Origin of the sequence: Desulfosediminicola ganghwensis (assembly GCF_005116675.2) — a bacterium.
Lineage (GTDB): Bacteria > Desulfobacterota > Desulfobulbia > Desulfobulbales > Desulfocapsaceae > Desulfopila > Desulfopila ganghwensis.
On record NZ_CP050699.1, the window covers coordinates 1,278,718 to 1,295,776 of the forward strand.

At 48.3% G+C, this 17,059-nt stretch carries 12 protein-coding genes; 10 read left to right on the plus strand and 2 right to left on the minus strand.

The genetic code is table 11. The features are described from left to right. Positions 1–25 precede the first annotated feature (25 nt). Entirely contained in the window at positions 26–595 is a 570-nt protein-coding gene (locus FCL45_RS05475; protein ID WP_136798441.1) for a ferritin-like domain-containing protein, read from the minus strand. 489 nt (positions 596–1,084) lie between these two features. Between FCL45_RS05475 and hypD the strand changes: the two genes are divergently transcribed. The 8 genes from hypD to FCL45_RS05515 all read left to right on the plus strand — a co-directional run bounded on the left by hypD (position 1,085) and on the right by FCL45_RS05515 (position 11,689). Further along, positions 1,085–3,448 carry a trans-4-hydroxy-L-proline dehydratase gene (hypD, locus tag FCL45_RS05480; protein ID WP_167495821.1) on the plus strand — a complete coding sequence of 788 codons (2,364 nt, stop codon included), beginning with the start codon at positions 1,085–1,087 and terminating at the stop codon, positions 3,446–3,448. 185 nt (positions 3,449–3,633) lie between these two features. Next, positions 3,634–4,542: a glycyl-radical enzyme activating protein gene (locus FCL45_RS05485; protein WP_136798439.1), complete on the plus strand. Its 909-nt coding sequence runs from the start codon at positions 3,634–3,636 to the stop codon at positions 4,540–4,542. A gap of 741 nt (positions 4,543–5,283) precedes the next feature. Beyond that, on the plus strand, positions 5,284–6,498 hold the full coding sequence (locus tag FCL45_RS05490) for an NAD(P)-dependent oxidoreductase (RefSeq protein ID WP_136798438.1): 1,215 nt from the start codon (positions 5,284–5,286) through the stop codon (positions 6,496–6,498). Positions 6,499–6,630: 132 nt separating this feature from the next. Further along, positions 6,631–7,650, plus strand: a complete 1,020-nt coding sequence (locus FCL45_RS05495; RefSeq protein WP_136798437.1) for an amino acid ABC transporter substrate-binding protein — start codon at positions 6,631–6,633, stop codon at positions 7,648–7,650. Between the two features lie 175 nt (positions 7,651–7,825). Further along, positions 7,826–8,992, plus strand: a complete 1,167-nt coding sequence (locus FCL45_RS05500; protein WP_136798436.1) for an amino acid ABC transporter permease — start codon at positions 7,826–7,828, stop codon at positions 8,990–8,992. A gap of 9 nt (positions 8,993–9,001) precedes the next feature. Then, positions 9,002–10,441, plus strand: coding sequence for an amino acid ABC transporter permease (locus FCL45_RS05505; protein WP_136798435.1), 1,440 nt, complete (start codon positions 9,002–9,004; stop codon positions 10,439–10,441). A gap of 106 nt (positions 10,442–10,547) precedes the next feature. Then, entirely contained in the window at positions 10,548–11,312 is a 765-nt protein-coding gene (locus FCL45_RS05510; RefSeq protein ID WP_136798476.1) for an amino acid ABC transporter ATP-binding protein, read from the plus strand. 170 nt (positions 11,313–11,482) lie between these two features. Beyond that, the gene (locus tag FCL45_RS05515) at positions 11,483–11,689 is read left to right on the plus strand and encodes a hypothetical protein (RefSeq protein ID WP_136798434.1); all 207 of its coding nucleotides are present in this window, start codon (positions 11,483–11,485) and stop codon (positions 11,687–11,689) included. A 97-nt stretch (positions 11,690–11,786) separates the two neighbouring features. Here the strand turns inward: FCL45_RS05515 and FCL45_RS05520 are convergent, their stop codons facing one another. Next, complete coding sequence (locus FCL45_RS05520; RefSeq protein WP_217907677.1) at positions 11,787–13,124, minus strand: BamA/TamA family outer membrane protein; 1,338 nt, start codon at positions 13,122–13,124, stop codon at positions 11,787–11,789. A gap of 478 nt (positions 13,125–13,602) precedes the next feature. Between FCL45_RS05520 and FCL45_RS05525 the strand changes: the two genes are divergently transcribed. Continuing rightward, entirely contained in the window at positions 13,603–14,508 is a 906-nt protein-coding gene (locus tag FCL45_RS05525; protein WP_136798433.1) for an OmpA family protein, read from the plus strand. A gap of 412 nt (positions 14,509–14,920) precedes the next feature. After that, positions 14,921–16,954 (plus strand): SLC13 family permease, encoded by a 2,034-nt coding sequence (locus FCL45_RS05530; protein ID WP_136798432.1) that lies wholly within the window; start codon positions 14,921–14,923, stop codon positions 16,952–16,954. Positions 16,955–17,059: the final 105 nt, after the last annotated feature.

Below are 17,059 nucleotides of genomic sequence, written 5' to 3' on the forward strand. Positions count from 1 at the left end.
GGAAGAATCCTGGCCTGGCATGTTTTCAGCCACCCCAGGGCATCTCAGTGTACTCTTGAAAAATCTTATCGTGTAATTCTTTAAAAAATACTTCGTGACCACGCTCCCATTTGGCAAGCATTGAAAGTGCCTGTTTGGCGTTGCCGGTGGCTTTTTCTGCGGCGTGTCTGTAAAACTCGGAGAGATCTTTTTCGATCAGGTAGGCGGTACGCAATACGGCTACATCGGGGATCATCGATTCGATCAGGGTCTGGTCGAGTAGCTCTTTCTGGGCACGCCCCTCAAACCAGCCATCTTTCTCCAGAGCGGCAGCAACCTTTCCCACCTTTTCGTCGGAGTTGCTGAGCAAGCCCTGGATGTATTCAATATGTTTGAGCTCTTCTTCTGCCAGCTTGGTAAAAACAGCAGCGATCGTTGCATGCGATGACTTATCGGCGTTTGATTTGAAGAACTGGTACCCCTCTTTTTCTCTCTGCAGGGCATATTCGTATATTTTCTGTACGTTCATGCTGTCACCTCCTTGAGCCTTGGTGGTCTGATGGAAAGGTTTCCGGCAGTTATCCAGTGTCTCGCACCTGGAAGGGTATATACACATTCGTAATCTATCGAAATTATATCGTTACAATACGCTAATTGATAATAATTCACAACTAGCATGTTATTTTATTTTCTTGCCGATACTGGTGTGGTATATTTCTCCTATCTGAATTTGAAGGGATTCTTATCATAGGGATTTCACCATGACACGCACTGTAATTACTGCAAATCTTCGTAAGAGCTATCGCTGCCTGTACAACTGTTGCATGTTGTACCACTGACCTCTTCTTCTCCCCACGAACAATTCCGTTATTAAGGGGTACGCCTTAAAGCGTGCTCTAAGTTCATTTGTAGTTACTTGCTATTCTACCACTCCTGCAGATATTTGTTGTAGGCGGAGAAAGCAGGGACGTTTCAGATCTATGGAGAAAAAGTTATGTTTGAACAGCTGAAAACCACCAACACCACACCTGAGCGGGCCGCTTCCGCAGAAGGAAATTTCTACCCTTCCACGGAGAATTCAGCATGCAATACGATAGGGCCGGGCATGAATACGCGCATCCAGCGGTTGCGCAAACTGTCCGTTGATACCGTCCCGACTATTTCCATTGAGCGTGCCCTGCACGAGACCGAATTCTATAAAGAAAATTACGGAAAGTATTCTATTCCTGTGCTGCGGGCGCTGACCTTTCTTGATCATTGTCAGAGAAAAACGCTCTATCTGGGTGATGACGAGCTGATTGTCGGAGAGCGCGGACCTGAGCCGAAGGCGATCCCGACTTTTCCTGAACTGACCTGCCACAGTGTTGAGGATTTTCATGTGCTCAATACCAGGGAGATGCAGCGCTATCTCACGACCCAGGAGGATATTGATACGTACGCGCGAGAGGTAATTCCCTACTGGCAGGGTCGCACCCAGCGTGAACGCATTTTTTCCCATGTGCCCGAAGAGTGGAAGGCGGCCTATGAGGCGGGGCTCTTTACCGAGTTTATGGAGCAGCGTGCTCCCGGCCATACTGTACTGGATGGTAAAATCTATCAGCGGGGTATGCTCGACTTTAAACGGGAGATCGAGGAAAATATCGCGGGGCTCGATTACCGGAACGATCCCGAAGCCACAGATAAGGCCGAGCAGTGGAAGGCCATGGCTATTTCCTGTGATGCGGTGATTGTTTTCGCCGAACGGCATGCTGAACTCGCAGAGAAGATGGCCGCAACCGAGCAGAACCCGGAAAGGGTGGCTGAACTGAAAAAGATTGCCGGAGTGTGTCGCCGCGTTCCTGCCCATAAGCCGGAAAATCTCTGGGAAGCTTTACAGATGTACTGGTTTGTCCACCTTGGCACCATCACCGAATTGAATGGCTGGGACGCCATGAATCCCGGGCATCTCGATCAGCATCTGGAGCCGTTTTACAAAAAGGAACTGGCTGCGGGCACTCTTACCCGTGAGCAGGCCAAGGAGTTGATTTGCTGTTTCTGGATCAAGGTCAACAACCATCCGGCACCACCCAAGGTTGGTGTGACCGCTCGTGAAAGTGGCACCTATAACGACTTCACCAATATTAATATCGGTGGTGTGAAGCGGGACGGTTCCGATGGCGTGAGCGAGGTATCCTATATTATCCTGGAGGTGATAGAAGAACTGCACATCCTGCAGCCGGGCTCCTCGGTGCATGTTACTTCTAAAACCCCAGACAGCTTCCTGCATTCTGCTGCCAGAGTTATCCGTCAGGGACATGGCTATCCCTCGGTATTTAACCCGGATACGTACATCATGGAGATGGTGCGTCAGGGCAAGTCCCTTGAGGATGCCCGCGAAGGCGGTTGCAGTGGCTGTATTGAGGTTGGCGCTTTCGGTAAGGAGGCTTTTCTGCTGACGGGTTACCTGAATGTGCCAAAAGTTTTCGAGGTAACCCTCAATAACGGTATCGATCCTGTTACCGGCAAAAAGGTCGGTGTCGAGAGCGGTGATCCCCGGGAATTCAAGACCTATGAGGATCTTTATAACGCTTTTCTGGAGCAGATCCACTTCGTTGTTGACCAGAAGATCAGGGTTTCCAACTACATTGACAGGATGTTTGCCAAGTATGCACCGGCACCGTTCCTGTCAGTGGTAATTGAGGACTGCATCAGCAAGGGACGCGACTATTATGATGGTGGACCTCGTTATAACACCAGCTATATCCAGTGCTGCGGGTTAGCCACAGTTGCCGACAGCCTGGTGGCAATCAAGAAGCACGTTATTGAGGATGGCCGATTCACCATGGACGCATTGCTGAACGCCTGCGCCAACAATTTCGAGGGTGACGAGTTCATGCGGCAGACCATCATGAACAAGACCCCGTTTTTCGGCAATGACAATGACTATGCCGATGATATCGCGGTGAAGGTCTATGATGACCTGGTTGCGGCGATTGATGGTAATGACAACATCAAGGAAGGTGGTAAGTATCACCTGAATATGCTTTCCACCACCTGCCATATCTACTTCGGCAAGGTCCTTGGGGCTACCCCGAACGGGCGAATGGCCGGTAAGTCTATCTCTGATGGTACATCCCCATCACATGGTGCAGATACCAGCGGGCCGTCGGCGGTGATCAAGTCGTTGGGCAAACTTGACCAGATGAAGTCTGGAGGAACTCTGCTCAACCAGCGCTTTCTGCCAAGCCTCATAAAGCGGGACGAGGATATCGTGAAACTGGGTCAGCTGATTCGTTCCTATTTCTCTCTGGGGGGGCATCACATTCAGTTTAACATCGTTGACACCGCGACTCTTCTGGCGGCACAAAAATGCCCGGATGATTACAAGGATCTGTTGGTTCGTATGGCGGGGTATAGCGATTACTTCAATGATATGAACGGGGATTTGCAGCAGGAAGTGATTGAGAGAACGGAGAATGACGCCTTTTAGGCTGATTTTTTCATGAGCATCAGAGATGCGCACCGGAGGTCAGCCCAGATATCGTCATCTTTTTCAGTGTTTAAGCAGCATGCATAGTTTACTATAGCGTGCTGCTTTAAATTTCGAATCTGACGCTTTATGAATTGATGAGAAACAAGACTAACAAGTTACAAAAGTTTATAGGTACTGTAATTATGCAATCAGGTTTGATTTTTGACATAAAACGTTATGCGATCAACGATGGGCCGGGTATCCGGGCCACGATATTTCTAAAAGGGTGCCCGTTGCACTGTGCCTGGTGCCACAACCCGGAGAGTATCTCGACAAAAATCCAGAAAATGTACAACCGGGACAAGTGTATAGGCTGCAAGGCCTGTGAAGATGCCTGTCCTGAGCACGCCTGTGCATTGACGAAAGAGGGCATTGTCACTGATCTGAGTTTGTGTACCAGCTGCGGTGATTGCGCCGAGGTGTGCCCGACCCTGGCAACCGAGATGTCAGGTCGGGTGGTTACCGTAGAAGAGATGGTGGCCGAGGTGGAAAAAGAGCGGGTGTTCTTTGATCAGTCCGGCGGCGGGGTGACTGTCTCAGGCGGTGAGCCGCTGCTGCAGAGTGATTTTGTCTGTGCGCTCTATGATGAGCTTGGCGCAGGAGCCATTCACCGGGCAGTTGATACCACCGGCTTTACCAGGACCGAAACTCTGCTTGAAGTGGCGAAACGGACCGATCTGTTTCTCTACGACCTGAAGATGATGGACTCCGAACGTCATAAGAAATGGACCGGTGTTCCCAATGAACAGATTCTGAAAAACCTCAAAACCCTGGCTGAAACTGGAGCTGATATCAATATTCGCATCCCGCTGATCAAGGGCGTCAATGCGGATGATGCAAACATAGAGCAGAGCGCGAATTTCATAGCCGGGCTGCCAGGTGTCAGGCCGAAGGTCAATATCCTGCCCTATCACAACATCATGGCCGGTAAATATCTCAGGCTGGGGGAAGCATTCGATTCCACCGGGCTCGAAGAGCCGGACGAGGCGATGCAGGAACGAGTGCTCGACCAGTTCAGGGCTGTCGGCCTTAAGGCAATGATAGGCGGCTAATAATCACATGATTGGGCTTACACATATGGTGTAGGCCCAATCATTTTGTTCCTCTCTTTACATTTGGTGTGACCGCCAAATGCTCCATTGTTCGCAAGCATGTCAATCGGCAGGCCTGCCTCTTCTGTGTCAGCAAATACTTTTCCAGCGGAACCCGCCTGACCGGACGTATTATGGCAGAAGGTGTGCCATAGGGTATGCTGATGGTGTCAATTTTGAGAGGGTCTGGTTGTGCGAATTACTTCCCATCCACGAGTCTGTAGGACTAAGCCCTTTTTAGCCAACTCATTGTTATCGAGGAAAAAAATAATGCTCGCAATATCAAGAATATGGCTTCGCCAAATTTTCCTTCGATGCCTCGACTTGAGAGAAAATTGCGATAGTCCGATAGGCTCCTGGGAATTGAATTTTTCATACCTTGAATACTTCTATTCGAAACAACATTCGCGTTATGACCATTGGTTAATGATAGAGAGTGTTGAGTCTCTATCATTATCAAAAAAACTTGCATTTATGCCGAGTGCGTAATAATTATAAATGTCTGCGATAATATCATTATAGAGCTGTGTCATTTTTTGGGGGGCGATAAGGTCCCCCCATGGCATTTTTAAACTGTTCAGCTCTTGTCTCATGAGTTGTCCTGAAGTAGATGCATTCCCACCCTATCGTATAGCCCTCCAAGGTGAAATACGTTCAAAATTTCTGAAATTCCAAAGCCGATAAGGAGCTAAGGGGTCCGAAATGGATAAACTTAAAATAGGAATAATCCGAGAAGGAAAAGTGCCAACTGACAAGCGGGTTGCTCTTCCGCCGTCTCATGCCAGAAAAGTGCAGGAAATGTTTCCCCATGTAGAAGTCGTGGCGCAAAAAAGTGAGATTCGCTGTTACAATGACGACGAATATCGTCAAGCGGGGATCAGGGTTGTTGACTCTCTTGATGAGTGCGATGTGGTAATTGGTGTGAAAGAAGTACCGGTCTCGGATCTGTGTGCGGAAAAAACATACTTTTTCTTCAGTCACACAATAAAGAAACAGGAGTATAACAGGGGATTACTGCGTGAGGTTATCCGCAAAAATATAACTCTTGTCGACTATGAAACAATAACAGATCAGAGCGGTAAAAGAGTTATAGCATTTGGTCGTTGGGCTGGTATCGTGGGCGCGTATAACGGTGTCTGGGCCTATGGACAACGTTATAATCTTTTCGATACCAGGCGTGCCTGCGACTGTTTTGATTTGGAAGATTTGAAAAGTGAATTGGCAAAAATAGATTTGCCGCCAGTAAAAATTCTTCTCACGGGCGGTGGCCGGGTTGCAAAAGGCGCAATCGAAGTTCTTACAGGCATTGGCGTGAGACGAGTGACTCCCCGGCAATTCAGAGAAGAATATTTCGATTTTCCGGTTTTTGCGCTGCTCAATGCCAGGGATTACAACTTGAGAAAAGATGGCGGTGAGTTTAGCAGAACTACATTCTACGGTAGTCCCCAGCAGTTTGAATCCAACTTTTTACAATATAGCAGTGCAGCCGACCTGCTTATTGCCTCAGCGTATTGGGATCCAAAAGCGCCTGCTCTTTTCGAACGAAAAGATATTATGAGTGATGATTTCAAGATAGCAGTCATTGCAGATATTACCTGTGATATTGACGGTTCCATCCCATCTACAAAACAGGCTAGTACTATCGGCGAGCCTTTATATGATTACAACCCATGTGACGACAGAGTTGAACCTCCACTGACTGATGAGGGAAATATTACTGTAATGGCAGTTGATAACCTGCCATGTGAACTTGCTCGTGATGCTTCAGAAAGTTTTGGTACGATGCTTTTAAATAACGTCTTGCCGGAGCTTATTACTGGAGACAAAAATGGCATTATCGAGAGAGCAACTATCGCCCGAGGTGGGAAGTTGAACGAGCGGTATACCTATTTGCAGGATTATGTGGATGGCAACTAAAAGCAAATCTCTCGCTGATCGACGTGGGGGCGGTCAGTTGGGAAGATAAACAGCCTGAGTTGCTCTCAGGCGAATGGCATTATCACAGCGGCAACCGGCCGCAATATGAAACTAAGAAGAAGGAGAGATGAGATGAAAACAATCAAGTCACTGATGGCTGCATCTGTAGTTGCGGCCATCTGTTTGTCCGGAACCGCCTTTGCCAACACCTTGGAAGAGGTTAAAGCGAAAGGCTATGTGAACTCTGGTGTTTCCGGAAAAGTTGCTGGATTTTCAGCACCTGATGCAAAAGGACACTGGACTGGACTGGATGTAGATTTTACCCGCGCGGTAGCCTCTGCAATTTTTGACGATCCCAATAAGGCACGTTTTACCCCTGTGGCATTTAAAGAAGCGTTCACCGCTCTACAGTCGGGTGAGATTGACATGCTGACCCGTAATACAACCTGGACCTTCCAGCGTGACGCTAAACTCGGCCTTGAGTTTGTTGGAACCATCTTTTATGACGGCCAGGGTTTTATGGTCAGAAAAGATCTTGGAGTAAAAAGCGCCCTTGAGTTGGATGGTGCCAGCGTATGTACCCAGGCTGGAACCACGACTGAGTTGAACCTTTCTGATTATTTCCGCTCAAAAGGCATGACCTATAAGCCGGTAGTGTACGAGAGTGCAGATGAAGCGACTGTAATTTATGAATCAGGTCGTTGTGACGTTTACACCACCGATACCTCAGGCCTTGCGGCTAGAAGAACTACTCTGAAAGCAACTGAGGACCACATGATACTTCCTGAAGTGATTTCCAAGGAACCTCTCGGACCTGCAGTTCGGCAGGGCGATCAGCAGTGGAGTGATATTGTCAGGTGGACTCTCTTTGCCCTCATTAATGCTGAAGAACTTGGAATTACCTCTGAGAACGTCGATGAAATGCTGAAGTCAAGCAATCCTGCTGTCAAGCGTCTGCTTGGTGTTGATGTAGATTTCGGTCAGCATCTCGGTCTGACTTCAGATTGGGCATACCGCATTATCAAGCACATGGGCAACTACGGCGAAATGTATGAGCGGAACGTGGGTGTAAACACTGTTCTTGGTCTTGAGCGTGGCGTGAATGCACTGTGGACCGAGGGTGGATTGATCTACGCTCCTCCCGTGAGATAATTGTGCAACAAAGCAGTATGGGGCCTTTCAGTTGAGCTGAAGAGCCCTCTATTGCTTTCAGTAAAGGTGACTAAGACCGGCCGCACCACATCCTGGTGCGGCTGAGTTGTTCCTTGAGTTCTGATATGAATCTTCATGGGATTGCAGAAATAGGTTGGTTAACTCCGGTGGCGAAATGTATGAACAAAAGAGCACACTGCTCAATGACGCGAGAGTAAGGGGTTGGATAGCACAAGCTCTTGTACTGATTATTCTTTTGGGGCTCTCTTGTTATGGCATCTATAACGTAGGACAAAATCTCCAAAAGTCAGGAATAACAACTGGTTTCGGCTTTTTGTCTGAGCCGTCAGGATTTGATATCAGCCAGACGCTTATCCCCTATTCAAGCAAGAGTTCATATCTTGATGCTCTTAAGGTCGGTGTTCTAAACACTCTGCTTGTTTCCGTTTTCGGCATTATCGCTTCCACGATGCTGGGCTTCTTCCTCGGAGTCATCCGTTTGTCTCCCAATTGGCTTGTTGCCAAGATGGCAGGGGCGTACACGGAGATGATACGTAATGTGCCGTTGCTACTTCAGATCCTCTTTTGGTATCTCGCAATTCTGGCGCCCTTGCCAGGGCCTAAAGCCGCGTTGAATTTCCAGGATGTCATTTTTCTCTGCAACCGGGGTATGCAGATTCCCAAACCAATTTGGGGGCCTGGTTGCGAAGTGGTTCTCGCCAGTCTGATCGTCGCTGTTTTAGTGTCCATCGGCCTCATAATCTGGGCTGGGAAAAGACAGAGAATGACAGGTAAACGCTTTCCCGCTTTCTGGGTTTCCCTGATTCTGGTTGTCAGTGTGCCGTTCACGGTTCTTGCCGTAACCGGTTTTCCTGTTGGTTGGGATGTCCCGGCACTTCGCGGCTTCAATTTCCGTGGGGGGGTGACAATTTTACCTGAACTTATAGCCCTATGGCTTTCTCTGACCCTGTATTCTGCAACGTTTATTGGTGAGTATGTGCGCGCGGGCATCATGGCTGTTGATAAAGGGCAACGTGAGGCGGCACAGGCTCTGGGATATCGTCCCTGGCTGATGTATCGGATGGTAATTATTCCGCAGGCGATGCGTGTGGTTACCCCTCCCCTGATTGGCCAGCACCTGACCCTTATTAAAAACTCTTCACTGGCGGTTGTGATTGGTTATCCTGATCTCGTTCATGTCTTTGCAGGCACTGCATTGAATCAGTCAGGCCAGGCGGTTGAGATAATTTGTATTACTATAGCGGTTTACTTGACCATAAGCCTTGTCATTTCAGCCTTTATGAACTGGTACAACAATAAATATGCCCTTCGTGGTCTGTAAGGAATAGGTATGACCAAAGAAAAATGGCAGCCGAGGCCCTCTTTACCATCTCCAAATTTCGGTACGGGGGTGGTCGGATGGTCAAGGAAAAATCTGTTTTCAACTCCCTGGAATTCGCTTCTCACCCTATTGGGAGTCGCCATTCTTGCGATATCGATTCCACCTTTTATCCAGTGGGCAATATTGCAGGCTAACTGGCTCGGAGATTCTCGCGAGGTGTGTGATGCTGCGGCGGCAAAAGGCAGTGCAGGTGCCTGCTGGGTATTTATCAATGTAAGGAAGGATGTCTTCCTTTACGGATTTTACCCTGAATTGGAGCGCTGGCGAGTCAATTACACCTTCCTGCTATTGGCTTTCAGCCTTTTGCCCTTACTCCTGCCAAATTGGTTTAAGCGTTTACAGAATCAGTTTGCGTTGGGAATTGCGGCAATATTGTGTGCCTTTATTATTTTTGGGGTGAAGGCAGCTGTCTTTACAGGTGCGTATCTTTTCCTGCCGATAATCATGGCCAGACTGGTTGTGCAGAACATCGGTGGCCTCGGCAATGGAAATGGCAGGTTCAACACCCTGCTGCGGCTTGGTTTGACGGTAGCTGTCGGGCTGGTTGCGTACTATTTTGTTTTTGCCCTGGTCGACCCCAATGGCGCGCTACCCATAGCCATGGCTGTAGCAGTGATAGCCCTGTTTCTGCTGTTTATGGGAAAACTGGATATAGCCATCTGGCGCTGGATTTTTCTTTTCACCGTATTTCCGGTAGTCGCCTTTTTCATGTTGTCCGGTGACGTCTTTGGGTTGCCACTTGTAGAAACGCATTACTGGGGTGGTCTCTTCCTGTCACTGGTTGTTTCGGGAACCGGGCTTGGTACAGCACTTCCTATTGGTATTCTGCTGGCTCTGGGCAGGCGGTCAGAGCTTCCTGTGATACGAGTGGTATGCGTTACTTTTATTGAGTTTATCAGAGGTGTTCCGCTGGTCAGCGTATTGTTTCTGGCATCGGTCATGTTTCCACTTTTTCTGCCGGACAATTTCAGTATTGATAAGCTGCTTCGGGCGCTTGTGGGAATAGCATTTTTTTACGCGGCGTATATGGCAGAGGTTATTCGTGGTGGCTTGCAGGCTATTCCAAAGGGACAATATGAGGCCGCAGAGGCCCTCGGCTGGACCTACTGGAAGATGATGGGATTAATCATTTTACCCCAGACCCTGCGAGTGGTTATTCCGGGCTTGTCGAATAATTTCCTGTCACTTTTAAAGGATACCACCCTGGTGGCCGTTATAGGATTGCTTGATCTTCTGGGAATTGCCAAGGCAGCTATGGCTGATACCGAATGGCTTGGCTTTACCAAGGAGGCGTATATTTTCGCGGGAATTGTTTTTTGGATTCTCTGTTTCGCCATGTCCCGCTATTTCGTGTATTTAGAAAAAAAATATCACATGAATTACCAGTAGGGAATTCGTGGAAGATTGAATTTGAGAGCTGCAAGGGTGACCTTGTTGGGCAACCAGCAAGACAACTCGTAAGATTATTACCACGTGGCGAGGTGCAGGTAACATGATGTCAGAACAGGATACTAAAGTGAAAAGCGAAGAGATTATCACCATTTCCAACCTGAACAAGTGGTTTGGTGACTTTCATGTCCTCAAAGACATAAATATGACGGTTGGCAAAGGGGAGAAAGTCGTTGTCTGCGGCCCATCGGGGTCTGGCAAATCGACACTCATCCGTTGCATAAACAGGCTGGAGAAGCATCAGCAAGGGCAGATTATAGTTAATGGGGTGGAGTTGACCAACGACGTCAAGAGGATCGATCAGGTTCGTAGGGATGTCGGGATGCTGTTTCAGAACTTTAATCTGTTTCCCCACATGACCGTTTTGGAAAATTTGACAACATCTCCAGTCTGGATCAGCAAAATGCCGCTTAATGAAGCACGGGAACTCGCCTTTCATTACCTTGAACGGGTACAGATTCCGCAGCTTGCTGATAAGTTCCCCAGCCAGTGTTCGGGTGGACAGCAACAGCGTGTCGCCATTGCCAGATGTCTTTGCATGAACCCCAAAGTGATGCTTTTTGACGAACCGACTTCCGCCCTTGATCCAGAGATGATCAAGGAGGTACTGGACGTAATGGTTGACCTGGCCGAGTCGGGCATGACTATGATTTGTGTAACGCATGAGATGGGCTTTGCCCGTACAGTTGCTGATCGCATAGTCTTTATGGATTGTGGCGAGATTGTCGAACAGAATGATCCTGAGAACTTTTTTAATAATCCTCAGTATGATCGCACCATCAATTTCCTGGGCCAGATCATCTCGCATTAGGGGGCTCGATTTTACGAATTGGGTTCCTTTCTTGTTGCTGGCGTGAGGGTATTTCCACCAAAATTGTTGGTTCGGTTTGATAATTTTGGTGGATTCTGTTTATCTGCCCGTTCGTAACATAGACGGTCTGGGTTTCAAGATATCTATTATTTTTGTACAGGATGCCAGCGATGAAAGATGTAGAAAAGCTCAAGGAGCAGATTGCCAAAACCGAGAAAATTCTGGTGGAGGCAAAAGAGAATTACGAAAAGAACCCTGAAGAATATAGTGCACAACTGCTGCTGCTGAGTACGGAGAATTACCTGAATGATCTGCTGCAGCAACTCGATTTTCTCATGTTGCAGAACAAAGACTGGAGCGTCTGCAAAGATTCCTGATGCCTGTCAGGTCCGGTTCCTGTTTGTTGATGATATACTGCTGACCTTGCCGTATACGCCCGATGGCGAAAGGGGAAGGTCAGCAGGCAGGGGGTAGCTAGAAGGGATGACCAAACATGGCCCACATCGAAACTCCTTCCTCTGATGCCGCCACATCGAGCCGGACAACCGCTCCGGCGGTCATGGCCCGAAGGCCGACACCGCCGTCGTACTTCCAGTCGGAAAAGAGTTCACCGAGATCATAATCGCCTGCAACCCGGCCACCTTCGGCGAATGCCACCACCTGGAACCAGTCGAGCTGCAGCCAGTTCAGCCAGTTTACTCCTTCGGCCGGATTCCACTTCAGGGTATGGCGATATTCAGCAGTGGTATAAATGACCGATCGGTCATTAAAACGATTGTTTGGGTAGGCACGCATGCGATAGAAGCCTCCCAGACGGGACCCCTCGAAGAACGGTGGATTTTTACTCACAAATCTGTCACCGTTCTCATCGGTTTCCTCTGACCAGGAGGGTGAGGTTCCGGTCCAGAAGTTCAGGGCCAGAACCCTCTGTCGCGAGCTCTCGGATGTGCCGAGATCGATATACTTGCTCGCTTCAAATTCAATAAACGACCAGTCGCTGGCATCTGAATCCTTGCTGAAGTCCTGGGTGAAAGCGATATATTGCGAACTTCCCCGGCTGGGATTGGTCGGAAAGTCGGTATTGTTGTAGAGAAAACCGACCCGAAACGGGGTGGTGTCGGCATCGTAGGTCAGTTCATCACTCTTATAGCTCTGATACCTGCCTTTAAAGCCGAACATCGCAACAGAAATTCCGGAAGTCAAAGGATTCCAGGCATCACCGCCGGTGGCGCCGGATTGCAGAATGCCGTTTTTCAAATAGTACTCAGCTATGCTCGAATGCTGCATACTGCCTATGGGCAGCACATATTCCAGTTTTATTTCAAGCCAGTTATCGTCCCCATTCTCCTCAACGTAATCATCTTTATCGGAGTCGTTTGAGCCTGGCGGGGCAGGTCTGCTGCCGGATGGCCTTCTCGGCAGTTCTGTATAGGCACGTTGGTTGGGGAAATTGGAAATGCCACCGAGCATGGAGAAGTACAATCGCTCCGTTCCAGGAATCCTGTAATCCCAGAATGCCCCTATAAAACCTTTGGCGTCTTCGTTGCTGCCGAAAACAGTCCCGGCTATGAGAAGCTGGTCCTGGTGGTAACCTTTCATCATCCCGCCCACGCCTACTGTGGTTCCCAATGAGTCCGAAGGGAAAGCATAAGGTATGATGAGTTTTTCTTTGCCGCTATTGGCCCTTTCGTCTCGGTTTACCGAAGATTTTACCGATGCTGCCGGTTTGCCGAGACAGGGATAGGTGATTCCGAGAGTGAGGACAGAACTCAGAAAAACAATGGTGTAATAATGCATTCTTTTATTTGTCATAAGTATTTATAAACCACTTCCTGAAAATCTTTTATCAACAACAATTGTCGGATGGTCTTGAAAGGTGGAGCTGGTTTGAGCTGCATGAGAAACGATTTTTATGCAAATGCGTTGTTGTATCCTTAATACAACGTACACCGTCTATAGGCCTGAACCTTCACTTCAAATGTGCGGAGTTGCCTGGGGGGGCTGATACCAGAAAGCATTTGATGATCTATCATACTATCGCGGAACTCAGCAAACTGTGAAAAGTATATCACGGATTAAATACCAGGCGGTTAGTTTTCCGAAACATCCTGCAAAAGATTAGCTGCAGCGATGTGGCCAATTCCTCGAAGTAATATTTCATCATTTTTCATACGCAGATAAGCATTGTTATTCATTTCAATGACATACTTTTGTCTCATAGTGCTGGTCAGTTAACGATTAAACAATTGATTCATTCACTGACGAAGATATTACTACAAGGAGAAAGAGTATGTGGAAAAAGACAATGTATATGGCACTGACGGCCTTGATGTTCGGTTCATCAGCGATGGCAATTGAAATCCCTGAAAATCCGGCAGTCAATTTCAATAAGGAATCGACCGCATATTCATCAAATGGGTTTAATCAGGTACTGGAAGCATATGGTCTTTCATTCATGACCGAGCTTGCGACAGAAGTCCCTGCAGGTTATGCGAAAGTACAGGGTGCAGAGCCTGTCTTTAATGATCTTGGTACAGCATATTCACCGAAGGACTACCATGATATCTTAACTGCATATGGCCTTGAACTGACGGTTGAAAATGCTGGCGGGATTGTGGTGCGACCATACGTGCAACTCGTTGCGGAAGGGCGACTGGAATTCGAAGATAATGTATCAATAGCCTATGCCAAACAGGAGTGGCAGAATATTCTAAGCGCGTATTCCCTTGCAATTGTGGAAGAAGTCGCTGTCACCGCGGTGACTGAAGAGTTTGACAACTCGTCGGAGCAGTCAGCAGTTATTGCAGTTGATTGTCCTGAAGCACCGGAAGGTGCCAAGGTGAATGAACGTGGTTGCTGGGAATATTCTTCGGATGTTCTTTTTGGTTTCGACAAGTCCACCGTGAATCCTGATTTTCATGTGGGGTTACGTGATATTCAGAGAGTGTTTGAACTGAATCCCGGTTTGAAGATTGTCGTGGAAGGGTATACCTGCAATGTAGGCAGAAGTGAATACAATCAGCTTCTCTCAGAAAGAAGAGCCAAGGCCGTCGTCGACTATCTGGTTGATGTGGTGGGTGTTCATCCCGACACTGTTACCTGGACAGGCTTTGGTGAAGATCGACCCGCATACAGCAATGAGACCGCAGAGGGCAGAGCGAAAAATCGCCGGGTCGAACTCAAACGCTGGGAATAAGGTTTTTTGAAGCTGTATAACCATGAGTCCTCCTTGCCTTTGGCAGGGGGGATTTTTTCATTGATGCCTATCCTCTTGATGCGCTGAAGCTGTTTCTCCACTCCTTTCTGAATTGATGCCGACGACCCTGCCTTCTGACATGCACGCCTGGTGGTGGAAAAAAGACGAATCTTACAGATCATATACACAATAAAGGTTGCTTAGATTCAATCTAGCCAGTGGCTAAATTTAATTCATTTGACACTGCATTGGTGCAGCGCTAAGTTCGGCCAGGACATCAGGATATTCTAAAGGAAATTGATGATATTTATGCTGATAGGTATGTTGAATATACCGATCATTGATCTGTTCCGCGACCAAGATTTGCTCCCCCTTTTATGCTACTCATTCTCTGATCAGAGGAAGGATTGTAATGTCACAAGTAGTCTTAAAATCAAGCAGCCCCCTGTTATCCATCCTGGCAAGCTCCAAAGACAGGGTGAAAATTCGCATTACAAGCTCAAAATCATTTCAGAAAAATACCACAGCTGCTGTTCTTTTCATGATGGTGGCAGCCTGCCTGGCATTTTATGTACCCTCTGTGGAGATTGCCTGGATCACGACCATCTTATTGTTGACCATTTATCTTTTTGCCTTTGAAATTGTTGAAATAGATGTGGCTGCCATCACCATTCTGGTATTGCTTGGGCTAAGTAGTTGGCTTGCCCCTGTGATGGGGCTGGAACATGGACTGGTTACACCTGACAAGCTGTTTGACGGATTCTCGAGTAACGCAGTGATGTCTATAATCGCTGTGATGATCATTGGTGCGGGGCTGGATAAAACCGGTATTATGGGTAAGGTTGCGTCTTCTATTCTCAATATCGGCGGAACGTCTGAAAAACGAGTTATTCCTATTGTGTCGGGAGCGGTTGCTATTATCTCATCGTTTATGCAAAACGTTGGGGCAACGGCTCTATTTCTGCCGGTTGTATATCGTATCTCCCAGCGTTCCGGTTTACCCATGTCGCGCCTGCTCATGCCAATGGGCTTTTGTGCCATTCTCGGCGGCACGGTCACCATGGTCGGCTCTTCACCTCTCATCCTGCTCAATGACCTCATCCTTGCCTCGAACAGTACTTTGCCGGCTGAGCAGCAGATGCAGACCTGGTCGCTGTTTTCCACGACACCCATCGGTCTTGCCCTGGTTGCTGCCGGAATTATCTATTTCCTCATTGCTGGTCGCTTTGTATTACCAGCCAGTAAAAAATCTGATGACACAGGCCGAAAGGGCAACACCATGCAATATTTCAATAACGTCTATGGCGTTGACTATAAGATGCATGAAGTGGTTGTTCCGACACAGAGCTTTCTTATTGGAAAAACATTATCGGCGATAGAAGACCAATATGCCATTCGCGTCATTGCCACTCAACTGCCAGGAAGAGACACGAAGGTAGGTCCGGGGGCGATGCATTGCCAGACCGTCATTTCTGCGGGGATGGTGCTGGCCATTGTCTCTGAAGAGAATGGCCTCACTGCGTTTGTAGAAACCTACCGCTTGAAAGTTCGTGACAAGCTGCAGACATTTGCAGAAGATCTTTCGGCAGGTAAGGCCGGCTTTGCCGAAGTTGTTCTGCCTCCGGGTTCCAGTCTTATCGGTAACACGAGCCGCGATGCGGGGTTACGCAAAACCCACGGCATTGCCATGCTGGGCTTGCATCGTGATGGCAAGACCATGCATGAAGACGAGGATATCAGTCATGTGGAGCTGCATTCCGGCGATACTCTGGTGGTGCATACCACCTGGAGCAGTCTGATGCGGTTGGAAAAATCTGCTGATTTCGTGGTTATTACCAGGGAGTACCCGCGGGAAGTGGAGCGTCCCCACAAGCTCGGTTTCGCAGCGCTCTTTTTCGCGATTTCTCTCTCGATGGTGTTGTTCACCGACATTCGCTTATCTGTGGCTCTGCTGACAGGCGCAATCGGTATGATCTTAAGCGGTGTTTTGAGTATGGACGAGGCGTATCGCTCGGTTTCATGGAAAACGGTGTTTCTGCTTGCGGGTCTCATACCCCTGGGACTTGCTGTAGAGCAGACCGGTACCGCCCGGTGGATAGCAGACCAGACCATTATGGTGGTGGGTGAAATGCCTGTATGGGTTATTCAGTTCGCGATTGCCATGCTGGCGACATTCTTTACCCTGGTTATGTCAAATGTCGGAGCAACTGTATTGCTGGTGCCTCTGGCTGTAAACATTGCTTTGGGGATTGATGCGAACCCGGCTGTCTTCGCCCTGACTGTCGCCATCGCCACCTCAAATGCCTTTATTCTTCCCACCCATCAGGTCAGTGCGCTTATTATTGGCCCTGGCGGCTATAGGGTTTCAGATTTTATTCGGGCGGGCAGCTTTATGACCATCCTCTTTCTGGTGATTTCCATAGGGATGATGAACGTGATTTTTTAGGAAATAGTGCTCGACTCCGAATGATTACGATGTGGGCCTGTCTGGGATGTTGCACAGGTTCAAACAATCCCCCTTATCTTCTCCAGAACCGGGATAAGGGGGATT